12 protein-coding genes are annotated in these 12,357 nt (G+C 41.0%); 5 read left to right on the top strand and 7 right to left on the bottom strand.

Annotation, left to right across the window (positions count from 1 at the left end; genetic code table 11):
- Positions 1-43 precede the first annotated feature (43 nt).
- From SYJ56_RS05785 to SYJ56_RS05760, 6 genes are all read right to left on the bottom strand, one after another.
- On the bottom strand, positions 44-184 hold the full coding sequence (locus SYJ56_RS05785) for a hypothetical protein (protein ID WP_323832692.1): 141 nt from the start codon (positions 182-184) through the stop codon (positions 44-46).
- A gap of 30 nt (positions 185-214) precedes the next feature.
- Positions 215-1,543, bottom strand: a complete 1,329-nt coding sequence (locus tag SYJ56_RS05780; RefSeq protein ID WP_323832691.1) for a dicarboxylate/amino acid:cation symporter — start codon at positions 1,541-1,543, stop codon at positions 215-217.
- Positions 1,544-1,553: 10 nt separating this feature from the next.
- Positions 1,554-2,639, bottom strand: coding sequence for a chorismate synthase (aroC, locus tag SYJ56_RS05775; RefSeq protein ID WP_323832690.1), 1,086 nt, complete (start codon positions 2,637-2,639; stop codon positions 1,554-1,556).
- Positions 2,639-4,087, bottom strand: coding sequence for a BatD family protein (locus SYJ56_RS05770; RefSeq protein WP_323832689.1), 1,449 nt, complete (start codon positions 4,085-4,087; stop codon positions 2,639-2,641). The genes aroC and SYJ56_RS05770 overlap by 1 nt, the downstream gene beginning before the upstream one ends.
- Before the next feature lie 365 nt (positions 4,088-4,452).
- A complete protein-coding gene (locus SYJ56_RS05765) occupies positions 4,453-5,682 on the bottom strand; it encodes an ammonium transporter (protein ID WP_323832688.1) in 1,230 nt (409 codons plus the stop codon).
- Positions 5,683-5,717: 35 nt separating this feature from the next.
- A complete protein-coding gene (locus SYJ56_RS05760) occupies positions 5,718-6,056 on the bottom strand; it encodes a P-II family nitrogen regulator (protein ID WP_323832687.1) in 339 nt (112 codons plus the stop codon).
- A 277-nt stretch (positions 6,057-6,333) separates the two neighbouring features.
- Between SYJ56_RS05760 and SYJ56_RS05755 the strand changes: the two genes are divergently transcribed.
- Positions 6,334-7,239 carry a nucleotidyltransferase family protein gene (locus SYJ56_RS05755; protein ID WP_323832686.1) on the top strand — a complete coding sequence of 302 codons (906 nt, stop codon included), beginning with the start codon at positions 6,334-6,336 and terminating at the stop codon, positions 7,237-7,239.
- 30 nt (positions 7,240-7,269) lie between these two features.
- Here the strand turns inward: SYJ56_RS05755 and recF are convergent, their stop codons facing one another.
- Entirely contained in the window at positions 7,270-8,382 is a 1,113-nt protein-coding gene (recF, locus tag SYJ56_RS05750) for a DNA replication/repair protein RecF (RefSeq protein ID WP_323832685.1), read from the bottom strand.
- 92 nt (positions 8,383-8,474) lie between these two features.
- Between recF and pdhA the strand changes: the two genes are divergently transcribed.
- From pdhA to SYJ56_RS05730, 4 genes are all read left to right on the top strand, one after another.
- The gene (gene pdhA / locus SYJ56_RS05745; RefSeq protein WP_323832684.1) at positions 8,475-9,494 is read left to right on the top strand and encodes a pyruvate dehydrogenase (acetyl-transferring) E1 component subunit alpha; all 1,020 of its coding nucleotides are present in this window, start codon (positions 8,475-8,477) and stop codon (positions 9,492-9,494) included.
- Between the two features lie 114 nt (positions 9,495-9,608).
- Positions 9,609-10,322: a tetratricopeptide repeat protein gene (locus SYJ56_RS05740; RefSeq protein WP_323832683.1), complete on the top strand. Its 714-nt coding sequence runs from the start codon at positions 9,609-9,611 to the stop codon at positions 10,320-10,322.
- Between the two features lie 195 nt (positions 10,323-10,517).
- The gene (ribH, locus tag SYJ56_RS05735; protein ID WP_323832682.1) at positions 10,518-10,994 is read left to right on the top strand and encodes a 6,7-dimethyl-8-ribityllumazine synthase; all 477 of its coding nucleotides are present in this window, start codon (positions 10,518-10,520) and stop codon (positions 10,992-10,994) included.
- A 35-nt stretch (positions 10,995-11,029) separates the two neighbouring features.
- Entirely contained in the window at positions 11,030-12,349 is a 1,320-nt protein-coding gene (locus tag SYJ56_RS05730) for an aspartate kinase (RefSeq protein ID WP_323832681.1), read from the top strand.
- The last annotated feature ends 8 nt before the right edge of the window (positions 12,350-12,357 follow it).

The raw sequence follows: 12,357 nt of genomic DNA, 5'->3' as shown, positions 1-12,357 counted from the left end.
ATGGTCCTGTCACATTGCGATGGGACCATTTTGTTTTTATAAACTACATGTATATCTGCTTTTCTGCCAGTAGGGGTTCAAAAGCAATATAAGAGATGGTAAACTCTAGAATCGAGGCCACTTCGGTCACCTGTCTTCGGTCTTCCAACAGGGTGAGCAAAGAAATTTTGGCTATTGGCATCATTGCGGATAACCTTGTTACTTATAATATTTTTTATTCATTTGGAGTCAGTGGATTTGATTTTCTTATCAATCCATCCGGCAATTCTCCTTCAGTACTTGCCACAATCGTACAAACTGTGGCATCCCCGGTGACATTCACCACTGTTCGGAACATATCCAAAATACGATCTGGTGCGATAATCAATGCAATACCAGCAGCAGGTACACCAATCGATTCCAATACGATAATCAGCATAATCAGTCCGGCTCCAGGAACTCCAGCAGAACCTATGGATGCGAGAGTCGCAGTCAGAACAATCATTAGCTGCTGAGTCAGGCTCAGCTCCATGCCTAAAGCCTGCGCAATAAACACCGCTGCAACACCTTGGTATAGGCTGGTTCCGTCCATATTAATTGTAGCACCCAAAGGCAATACAAAGCTGGAAATCTCTTCAGACACACCTAATTCTTCCTCTACTTGCTTCATGGTAACTGGAAGTGTAGCAGAACTTGAACTTGTAGAAAAAGCAAGCAATTGAGCTGGCCTGATCGCCTTGAAAAAATCCTTGTATTTCACTTTGGTGAAGGCCATCAAAATCAAAGGATATACTACCAAAATCATGGTAAATAGCCCTCCTAATACCACCAAGCTATATTTCAACAATGCCATCAATAACTGAACTGCAGAATCCGGGTTGTCTCCTGCAATCTCTACAATCAGCGAAGCCATCAGGGCAAACACCCCGTAAGGAGCAATCATCATGATGTAGTTTACAATCTGGATAATAACATCATTCAATCCGTCAAAAAACGCAATCACAGGACCAGCCTTTGACTTTGGGATTTGAAGCAAAGCAATACCTACTAAGATGGCGAAAAACACCACTTGCAGCATAGCGGCATTATCAGTGGTAGCTCTAAATACATTTTCAGGAACAATATCCACAAGAGGCTGCAATGGACTTTGCTTTTGTAATTCCGCTGCCAGACCAACTCGGGAACCTGCATCACCTTCATACAGACTCATTAAATTTTCACGAGTTTCTGGAGGTAAACTTTTGCCTGGCTTAAAAACATTCACCAATACCAAACCTATGGTCACTGCCAGAACTGTTGTGACTAAATATGTTCCTATAGTCTTTCCGCCGATCCTGCTCAATTTGGAAACATCTCCTAAATTAGAAACTCCTACAATGAGTGAAGCCAGCACCAATGGCACAGCAATCATTTTCAAACCATTAATGAAAATTGTACCAAATGGCTTGATATAATCTATAGTGAAGGAATTGGGAATTGAAGTCTTAATGACTACTAAACCAAAAATCAACCCCAGAACAAGTCCGATGATAATTTGGGTATGTAAGGGTATCTTTTTAAACATATAAATGGGTTTAGAAGTCTTGCAGTTTATTACTTTTTGACAACAAAATATAATCAGCTATGACCAATGCAGCCATTGCTTCCACAATCGGTACTGCTCTAGGTACTACGCAGGGATCATGACGCCCCTTCCCAGAAACTACCACCGCTTCACCAGACTCATTCACTGAATCTTGATCTGTCATAATAGTAGCTACAGGCTTAAAAGCCACATTGAAATAAATATCTTCTCCATTCGAAATACCGCCTTGAATTCCACCGGAATAATTGGTCAGAGTGCGCACTTTATCTCCTTGTTGAACAAAAGTATCATTGTGCTCAGAACCACGCATTTTCACTCCCTCAAATCCACTTCCAAATTCAAAGCCCTTCACTGCATTGATGCTTAGCATTGCTTTGCCAAGCTCCGCATGCAGTCTATCAAATACAGGTTCACCAATTCCTACCGGGGTATTTTTAATAACACAGCTCACTACACCACCAATAGTGTCCCGATCTTTTCTTACCGAATCGATCAATTCTATCATTTCCTCAGCGATCACAGGATCAGGGCATCTCACAATATTCTCTTCAGCTTTGGCAAGATCCAATTCAGTATACCTTTTAGCCAACTTCAAATCACCAACTTGGGAGACATAGGCTTGGATAGTAATTCCTTTTGTTTCCAATAGCTGCTTTGCAATAGCGCCAGCTACAACGCGAGCGGCAGTTTCTCTGGCTGAGCTTCTTCCCCCACCGCGATAATCTCTTAGCCCGTACTTTTCAAAGTAAGTGAAGTCAGCATGGGATGGTCGAAATTTATCTGAGATATGAGAATAATCTTTACTTTTCTGGTCTGAATTATTGATCACAATTCCGATAGGAGTGCCTGTAGTCACGCCTTCAAAAACTCCGGATTTGATCTCAAATTCATCTTCTTCCTTACGCTGAGTGGTAATCTTGGACTGACCTGGTTTCCTTCGTTGCATTTCTGCTATAAGTTTATCCACGTCTATTTTCAGTCCTGCTGGGCATCCTTCGATGATAACCCCTAAAGCTAGTCCATGTGATTCACCGAATGTGGTGATCTTGAATAGCTTTCCAAATGAATTGCCCATTATCTCTTTCTAATTATCAATACAGCCAGCAATGCCACTGCTAAGAGTAGCAAAACATTGATTGCGACCGTAAAATAGTATTTATATTTCTCGTTTAAAAACTGATTGTCTTCTGTGGATATTCGATCATAAAGTCCGCCTAATCGCTGACTCGAAATCGCCTGATTGACCTTACTCTCACCTGCTACGGTAATTTTTGCCTGAGGTCTCAACGTGTCATAAACCGACCGCTCTGGATCAAAATAAACCCATTCAAAGTTTTTGCCCAAATCAACTTCGCTAGCCTCATTAATAGTGATGTAATAATTGAATTCTTTTATACCGGAAACTCTTCCATATCCTCGATTGATCTGCTGGCGGACGTTTGGATCATAGGTGTTCAGATTGGCCGTAGGTATTCTTTTTGGTGCTGAGATCGCATTGATATTTCCTACACCACTTATTCCAAAGTTATAGTCAAAACCCTGTCCTGTTTCTACTTCAATAGTTGAGATGTTTTCTCTAATCTGAAACTGCCCTACGCTCACTTCATTCTTTAATGGATGAGGCGGAAGTGGCTTGACTATTATTGTCTTTGGACTGGAGTAGAAGGTCTTGAAGTCCTCCTGTCTATTTGCCCCAAAAAAAGTCGGGTTTTTAGCAATTTTATATTTGATCATTTCCCAAGGAATTCTTGGGATGACTATTTCTCCTTCGGAAAAAGGAAAAAAGGTAGCCTCATATACTTTAAACCTCGACCATCTTTTTCCATTGATCGTAACTAGTTCACGATCAATATTGCTGATGTTGAAATTTTCCTCCCATGCATTTGTAGGCTTTATTGCCTTTAAAATATCATCTAGTTGCCTGCCCGGCTCATGAAAATTAAACTGAGCTTGATTGGATTCAGACATATAAAAAGCCAAACTAATGTTGAATCCTTCGCCTTGATAAACCTCTTCTTTGTCCACAGACACCGAGAAAAAAGCATCATCTTCCAGCTCTATATACTCTGGATCCTCTACTGCTGACCGTCCGAAGAAATCCGCAAAGGGATCAGTAGCAGAGCCACGTCCACTAATTGCATTTGCTGCATCTCCTACTGTTATTTTTTTTCCATTGGAAGAATAGGCTTGACCATTGATGTTAAGCTCAAAAGAAGGCAGCGTAAAGTCACCCTTTCTACTTGGTTTGTAGTATTGGATGATACTATTAGAACTACTCATTTGACCATTGATGAGGTTCATCGAAGAAGACTGGGAGATTCCTTGTTTTTGAAAACTTGGGATTTCAGGAAACTGATCGTAGGATTTGATTTTTTCGTTGCTAAGTGTTACTTTAATTGTGAAAGTTTCATTCAAACCGATCTCAGCAGGACCAAGCTCAATTTGAACATCCTGAGCTATAGCCATTCCTGAAATAAGGAAAAGGCTACATACGAAAATGAATCGGGCAAGCGTTTTAATCATGGTTGCGAAAATAGGGAATATTCTACTATTTGATTTCTAAAATAACGCAACATATAGACAAATGCCTCCGTATTGAAACTTAAAATCAGTTAAAACCTTAAACTCTTTAGACTATGATCGAATATGTGAAGACTATCTTACAAAAGGTCAGCTTTTCAAAATATTTATTTGAACGAGAGCTGAGAAAAGGATTGAGGTTAATTTCACCCACAGAAATTCAGGAATTCAAGGATTGGTGTTACCTCATGTTTGGTAAAGTCCATCATGTAATTCTCATAAGATATTTTGAACCAGCATTATAAATTAAAGCCCCGTCCAAAATTTTGGAACGGGGCTTTTTCATTTATGGTAGTGGTATTCTATAGTTAATCTTTTGTTGCAAAGTCTGGATATGCACGCATGCTGTGCTCATTGATATCCAAGCCTTCCGTCTCTTCTGCTTCATCTACTCTGATGCCTATGGTTTTTTTCAGGACGAAAAAAATGGCTCCGGCAAAAACCAAACAAAACAAGCCTACCGCAGCGACGCCAATCAATTGTGAGAAAAACTGACTTACACTAGCCAAATCTCCGAAGATGCCAACTGCCAAAGTACCCCAGATACCTCCGACCAAGTGAACTGAAATCGCACCTACAGGATCATCTACTTTGATTTTATCAAAGAAAACAACTGCCAAAACGATCAACCCACCACCGATCAGTCCAATGATAATCGAGGAATTAACTCCCATTTGATCAGCGCCTGCAGTGATTCCAACAAGGCCAGCCAAAATACCATTTAACACCATAGTGATATCGTATGTCTTGAACATCAAGTAAGAAACGATCAGTGCCCCAAAAGCTCCAGCAGCAGCAGCCATCGAAGTAGTCACAAAAACTTTGGACACCAATCCTGGATCGGCGCTAAGCACTGATCCGCCGTTGAAACCAAACCATCCAAACCACAATAAAAACACGCCTAAGGTGGCTAATGGAATGCTATGACCTGGAATCGCTGTCATACCCCGCGAAGTATATTTGCCAATTCTTGGCCCTAAAAGTGCAGCACCTACCAAAGCTCCCCAGCCACCTACAGAGTGTACAATCGTGGATCCGGCAAAATCATAAAATGGCGTTTCTAGTGTATTAAGAAATCCTCCACCCCATTTCCACATCCCTACGATCGGATAACAAATTCCTACATAGAGAAAAGAGAAAAAGATAAATGGCCCAAGTTTCACACGCTCAGCCACTGCTCCAGACACAATCGTAGCCGCTGTAGCTGCAAACATGGCTTGGAAGATAAAATCTGTAAAGTAGGTATAGCCCGCGTTGTAGTTGCTGGTATCCCAACCGTCTGGAAGTGTAAGTCCAAACCCTGCAAATCCAAAGAATGATCCGGCATATTCTGCTCCTGGATACATCAGGTTGAATCCAACAAAAGCATAAGTTAAAAGTCCAATTGCCGGGATTATTGTGTTTTTGAACAAGATGTTAACGGTGTTTTTAGAACGGGTAAGTCCAGCTTCCAAGCTGGCAAAACCCAAGTGCATGATGAAAACCATGGTAGTGGCGATCATCATCCATAAGTTATTGACGGTAAATAAGTCTTGCATTTGATATAATAGGTTCGGTGGATGAATGAATAAAATTAAAGTGCTTGCTCTCCAGTATCGCTGTTTCTGATTCGGTAGGCATCGAGCACATCATAGACGAAGATTTTTCCGTCACCAACCTGACCTGTCTTTCCTTCTGCAAGAATACAGTTGATCACAGGTTCTACCAGTTCCTCTACTGTAACGATTTCAATCTTGGTCCTAGGGATATAAGCGGGCTCGTAAGGAACACCACGGTACATCTCAAGCCTGGCATGCTCCAAGCCCATTCCTTTTACTTCGTAAAAGGTGAGAAACTTCACCCCCAGTCCAGCTACACAGGCGTGGATCTGGTCAAAGCGGGAAGTCCTGATAATCGCTTCAATTTTTTTCATTTTTTCAATGGGTCTAATGGTTTTTTAAATTTATGGCATAAAACTAAACAGAAAATTAAATAAAAAGCATAGTAAGGGTAATGATTTGCCTACATATTCGTTTTTTTATGTGATTTCGAAATAAAATAGATAGTAAAACATCTATTATCTATTGAAGAAGCTTTCGATTATTTAAATCATGGTTCAATGTAAAACCTATCACTTTTTACGAAACACTTAAATCCACTTGTCCCCCTGACATAAACACTTAATTTTGCCATCGTTTTAAGAACCTACTATGAACCAGAAACCAACCTTATTAGTACTTGCAGCAGGCATGGGAAGCCGCTATGGCGGGAATAAACAAATCGATGGATTTGGTCCTAGCGGAGAGACAATTCTTGAATATTCAATTTTTGATGCAATCAGAGCCGGATTCGGCAAAGTAGTATTTATCGTACGAGAAGAAATTCTCGATGTAGCCAAAGAAAAATTTCTACCAAAACTTGAAGGCAAAATCGAAGTTGACATTGTGATTCAATCGCTGGACAGCTTTGTTCCCGCTGAATTGAAGCAAGCAGAGCGCAAAAAGCCTTTCGGTACTGCACATGCTGTACTATGTGCAAAAGATGCGATCAAAGAACCTTTCGCTGTGATCAATGCAGATGATTTTTATGGAAAGGAAGCTTTTGATGCAATAGGTAAATTTCTAACCTCAGAGGTTAAACCAGATCTTCATGCAATGGTAGGCTATGCTATTCAGAATGTGCTTTCTGAAAATGGCACCGTCAGCCGCGGCGTTTGCGAAACCAATGAAAATGGCCACCTAATCGGAATGGTAGAAAGAACATCTATCGCAAGAGAAGGTAACAAAATAGTTAGCAAAGGAGAAGGTGAAGTTTTGGAAATAGCTGAAGACACTCCAGTAAGCATGAACTTCTGGGGATTCCACCAAGATGTTTTTGCAGCTATCGAAAAAATGTGGAATGAGTTTCTTCCCGCAAACCTCGATAATCTCAAGTCTGAATTCTACATCCCAACTGTCGCTAACAATCTAATTCAAGCTGATGAAGCAGCATTTGAAATATTAGAAGGTGGAAAAATCTGGTTTGGAGTCACGTACACTGAAGACAAACCTGTAGTGATCGATTCCCTGAAAAAATTACATGACGCTGGAGATTATCCAGCTGATCTTTGGAAATAAGATAAGAGGAGCCGGAGCTCCTCTTTTTAGTTAAACATCATCCTGACTAAGAAGTCCTTCTTTTATGGAAAAGAAAGAAACCTCAGCATCCAGATCAGCTAAAATCTTTCTTGACCGTTCGGGTCTGGCATCTGTTAGAAATATCTGCCCAAACGCATGTTGAGAGATTAGTTTTATCAATTGTGCAATTCTCAAATCATCGAGCTTATCAAAGATATCATCTAATAGCAATAGTGGCTTTTCCCCTCTATCCTGTTCAAAAATCTGAAACTGCGCCAATTTGAGTGCAATTATGTAGGATTTCTGTTGTCCTTGGCTACCAATTTTACGGATAGGGTGCTCCCCTATCATAAAGCCAAAATCATCCTTGTGAATGCCAGCATTACTATTCTTGGTTATCATGTCCTTTTTCCGAAGGCTTTTAAAATAGTCCGCGAAGTCCTCACGTAAAGCCTCTGTTTCGTATATCACGCTGACTAATTCTTGCCCTTGAGAAATTTCGGAGTAGTGACTCTGTAATAAAGGTGCCATTTCTGTCAATAGCTCATTCCTCCGAGTGGCTAGTCTCAAGCTGAGTTCAATCAGCTCAGTATCGTAATTATCTAAGAGTGTCAGATCCCTTCTGCCGGTCTCAGCAAATTTCTTTAGCAAAGCATTTCTCTGCTTGAGAAAATGATGATATCGAATCAACTGATCCAAGTAAGAATGATCAAGCTGAGATATCAGCCCATCAAAAAACTTTCTTCGTCCCTCGCTTCCTCCTTTGATCAGCTCAGTATCATCTGGAGCAATTAATACCAGAGGAATAAGCCCTACATGCTCAGAAGTTTTGGAGAGCGCCTTACCATTTTGATAGATCTGCTTCTTCTTCCCCAACTCTACTGTGCATCTCACTTCCAGTGACTTTGCTTCTGCCAGTTCAAACTGACCTTTAATCGCAAAGAAATCTTTCTCGTGCTGTACATTCAGACTATCGCTAGACTGCACCGCGCTTTTGGTCAAAGACAGGTAATGAATTCCGTCCAGTACGTTGGTTTTTCCACTCCCATTCAATCCCACAAAGCAATTGATCTCGCTGGAAAATTGAAGTCGAGTCTTCTCATGATTTTTGAATTGTAAGAGTTCGAGAGACTTCAAGTGCATGAGTTTGGGTAATTATTTCGGCGGTAGCCTGTTATTTAGGGTGGGTTGATTATATTTGAGACCTAAAATTAGCATATTTTCATCATTACGATATGGCAAAGAGAACTGTAGCAACTAAGTCTAAAGTAAAATATTCGAAGGAAACTTACACTTTCTGGTACGAGAGCATGCTCTTAATGAGGAGGTTCGAGGAGAAAGCGGGGCAACTTTACGGTCAACAAAAAATCAGAGGATTCTGTCATTTATATATTGGTCAGGAAGCATGTGCTTCTGGGGCTATTTCTGCTTTGACCAAAGACGACAAGTGGATTACTGCTTATCGCTGTCATGCTCACCCACTTGGATTAGGTACTGACCCAGGAGCGATCATGGCTGAGCTTTTCGGTAAAGCGACTGGGACTACCAAAGGTAAAGGTGGCTCTATGCACATTTTTGATAAAGAGAAAAATTTCATGGGAGGTCACGGAATCGTAGGAGCCCAAATTCCTATGGGACTTGGAATGGGCTTTGCCGAGAAATATAAAGGCACTAAAAACCTGGCAATTTGCTACATGGGTGATGGTGCCGTACGTCAAGGCGCTTTTCACGAAGCATTAAACTTGGCTATGCTTTACAAAACTCCAGTGATTTTCGTTATTGAAAACAATGGTTACGCAATGGGTACTGCTGTAAAAAGATCCTCTAATGTGGAAGACCTTTCTACTTTAGGTGAATCTTACGACATGCCATCATTTGCAGTTGACGGCATGAATGTAGAAGCTGTACACGAAGCTGTGGCTGAAGCTGCAGACAGAGCAAGAAGAGGTGATGGCCCAACCTTGCTTGAGATGAGAACTTACCGATACAAAGGACACTCCATGTCCGATCCTCAGAAATACAGAACCAAAGAGGAAGTAGAGGAATACAAGCAACGTGATCCAGTAGAACAAGTACTGGCGACCATCAAAGAAAATAATATTCTCAGCGAAGAAGAGATCGAGGAAATTATCAAAGGCGTAAAACAAAAAGTAACAGACGCAGTGAAATTCGCTGAAGAATCACCTTGGCCGGACGGACAGGATGCTTTCAAGGATGTTTACATCCAAGAAGACTATCCATTTGTAATGGAATAAATCAATAAAACATAATGTCTTAAAAGCCATGAAGACAGAAAGCTTTCATGGCTTTTTTATTGGGCTTTGTGGAAATTATAAAAACCGTATATTTGCGGCTGAAATTTGAGTAGCATGGCAACGAAACAAACTAAAAGAGTACACCCAGATCATCACAATGATATTTTGGAAGATCCTTCCGAGATAGCAACAAGATTAGGTAGAGGTGAGGCTTTTTTAAAGAAGAATAGTAAGGTACTAGCTGGTGTATTAATCGCAGCAGTGATTTTGATTGGAGGAATTCTATTTTTCCAGATCAATAACCAAAACCAAAATGAGAAAGCACAAAAGGAAATGTTCCAAGCAGTGTATTTCTACGAGCAAGACAGCGTTCAGCTTGCCTTGAATGGCGACGGTATTAATGCAGGCTTTCTGAACATAGTAGATGACTACCCAAGAACAGATGCTGCAAATCTTGCACATTTTTACATTGGCTCAATCTATCTTTCTGAGAGAAAATACGAAGAAGCAATCACTGAATTGGAGCAATTTTCAGCAGATGACTTCTTGGTGCAACCAAAAGCTTATTCTTTAATAGGAGACGCCCATATGGAGCTTGGAAATACAGACCAAGCTATCGCTAGCTACAAAAAAGCGGCTGAATACGATGAGAACGAGTTTTTCACACCTAAGTATTTGACTAAGCTTGCCATAGCATATGAAGCAGCAGGTAAAATCCCCGAAGCAATTGCTGCCTATGGCGAAATCGAAGACACGTATTTCGAGTCATTCGAATTTTCTGCTGCACGAAAACATAAAGCTCGCTTAGAAGGTCTTGCCTCTAAGTAATGCTTTCTTGAATAGCATACTTGAAGAGTAAGGCCCTGCGGTCTTACTCTTTTTTTGTTTATTTCGTCTCATTTCCCAAAACTTTCCTTTTCCAGATTTAACCGAGTCATTAATATTAACATCCTGGCTATTCGAGCCCATTTCTTGATACTTACATCTTGGTTATTAAATCTAAAACTTCAAAAGTTATCTTATATGGCAACTTCCCTAAAAAGCCTCAGCGCACATTCCTCCAAAAATTTAAAGGATATCAGTAAAAAGACTTTTGGAATCATCGTCTCCGAATGGAATGAAGATGTGACCGAAGCACTCTATTCTGGTGCCTACCAGACACTTTTGGATAACGGAGCAAAAAAAGAAAACATCATCCGTAAAAATGTCCCTGGCTCATTTGAGCTCACGCTTGCTGCCCAATGGCTAGCCCAGGAAGAAAGCATCGATGCGGTGATTTGCCTAGGCTGCGTGATCCAGGGAGAGACCAAGCACTTTGACTTTATCTGCGATGCGGTTGCTCATGGCATTACCAATGTTGCATTGAAATATAACAAGCCGGTGATTTTTGGAGTATTGACCCCAAATACTCAACAACAAGCCATGGATCGAGCTGGAGGAAAGCACGGCAACAAAGGCGATGAAGCAGCTATCACTGCTGTGAAAATGCTTGGATTCTAAGAACAAAAACCTATTAACCTATAATTACAGCCCTTATGAAAATCATGAAATTTGGAGGCACCTCTGTGGGTCGTCCAGAACGCATGCACCAGGTAAAAGACCTGATCACCCGTGGTGATGAATCAAAAATCGTAGTTCTTTCTGCTCTTTCAGGCACCACCAATTCCTTGGTAGGCATCGGCGAAGCTTTGGCATCAGCAGATAAAGTTCTGGCAAAATCCAGAATAGACGAACTCCACGCTCATTACAATGACTTTTATCCCAAGCTTGTCAATACAGAAGCTGCTAGAGAAAAAGCCCAGGAAATCATCAAAGAACACTTTGAGTTTCTGAATATCCTACTGAAAATCTCCTTCAATGAAGCGATCAACCGTGATATTCTAGCCCAAGGTGAATTGCTTTCTACCAAGCTATTTCATTCGCTTTTGGAGGAACTCGAGATTCCTGCGGTATTCTTGTCCGCACTGGATTTCATGAGTATTGATGAAAATGCCGAACCGGAATTGCAGAAAATCTCAGATCGCTTGAAGGCAATCCTTGCCCAGCATCCGGACGATGCTATTTTTATCACCCAGGGATTTATTTGCAAAAATCACCTGAATGAAGTTGATAACTTGAAGCGTGGCGGAAGCGATTATACTGCGTCGTTGGTAGCGGCAGCAATTCAAGCCACAGCCTGTGAGATCTGGACCGATATAGACGGGATGCATAACAATGATCCTAGAATCGTTGATAAAACGCGGCCAATTGCCGAAATGTCATTTGACGAGGCTGCCGAGCTTGCCTATTTTGGAGCAAAAATCCTTCACCCTGCATCGATCTGGCCTGCGCAGCAATTCAATGTACCGGTGAAATTGCTTAATACCATGCAGCCAGAGGCTCATGGAACGCTGATCAAAGCAAAGGTGGAGTCAATAGGAGTCAAAGCTATTGCTGCCAAAGATGGCATTACAGCTATCAAAATCAAATCCAGCCGCATGCTTTTGGCTTATGGTTTCTTAAGAAAGGTATTTGAGATTTTCGAAAAATATAAAACACCAATCGATATGATCACTACTTCCGAAGTAGCAGTATCAGTTACGATTGATGACTTAAGTCATTTGGAACATATTATGGAAGAGCTGGGAACGTTCTGTACTGTGGAAGTAGATCGGGACCAGACGATCATATGCATTGTGGGAAATATGGTTTCGGAAAGCAAGGGCGCAATTCAATCCGTCATCGATTCCTTGATTGATTATCCCGTAAGGATGGTATCCTTTGGGGGTAGCCGTCACAATGTCTCGGTACTGATTGATTCCAAATTCAAAAAAGAAGCATTACAAAGTCTTAATCAAGACCTATTTACTTGGTAAAATGATAG

It is taken from the genome of Algoriphagus aurantiacus, assembly GCF_035156405.1.
Classification (GTDB): Bacteria; Bacteroidota; Bacteroidia; order Cytophagales; family Cyclobacteriaceae; genus Algoriphagus; species Algoriphagus aurantiacus.
Note: the sequence above shows the minus strand (reverse complement) of the source record. Positions and strands in the feature narration are given on the sequence as shown.

Bases quoted from the DNA above. Each gene is read 5' to 3' on its own strand.
- SYJ56_RS05785 (WP_323832692.1), bottom strand. From the start codon at position 184: ATGATGCCAATAGCCAAAATTTCTTTGCTCACCCTGTTGGAAGACCGA.
- SYJ56_RS05780 (WP_323832691.1), bottom strand. From the start codon at position 1,543: ATGTTTAAAAAGATACCCTTACATACCCAAATTATCATCGGACTTGTT.
- aroC (WP_323832690.1), bottom strand. From the start codon at position 2,639: ATGGGCAATTCATTTGGAAAGCTATTCAAGATCACCACATTCGGTGAA.
- SYJ56_RS05770 (WP_323832689.1), bottom strand. From the start codon at position 4,087: ATGATTAAAACGCTTGCCCGATTCATTTTCGTATGTAGCCTTTTCCTT.
- SYJ56_RS05765 (WP_323832688.1), bottom strand. From the start codon at position 5,682: ATGCAAGACTTATTTACCGTCAATAACTTATGGATGATGATCGCCACT.
- SYJ56_RS05760 (WP_323832687.1), bottom strand. From the start codon at position 6,056: ATGAAAAAAATTGAAGCGATTATCAGGACTTCCCGCTTTGACCAGATC.
- SYJ56_RS05755 (WP_323832686.1), top strand. From the start codon at position 6,334: ATGAACCAGAAACCAACCTTATTAGTACTTGCAGCAGGCATGGGAAGC.
- recF (WP_323832685.1), bottom strand. From the start codon at position 8,382: ATGCACTTGAAGTCTCTCGAACTCTTACAATTCAAAAATCATGAGAAG.
- pdhA (WP_323832684.1), top strand. From the start codon at position 8,475: ATGGCAAAGAGAACTGTAGCAACTAAGTCTAAAGTAAAATATTCGAAG.
- SYJ56_RS05740 (WP_323832683.1), top strand. From the start codon at position 9,609: ATGGCAACGAAACAAACTAAAAGAGTACACCCAGATCATCACAATGAT.
- ribH (WP_323832682.1), top strand. From the start codon at position 10,518: ATGGCAACTTCCCTAAAAAGCCTCAGCGCACATTCCTCCAAAAATTTA.
- SYJ56_RS05730 (WP_323832681.1), top strand. From the start codon at position 11,030: ATGAAAATCATGAAATTTGGAGGCACCTCTGTGGGTCGTCCAGAACGC.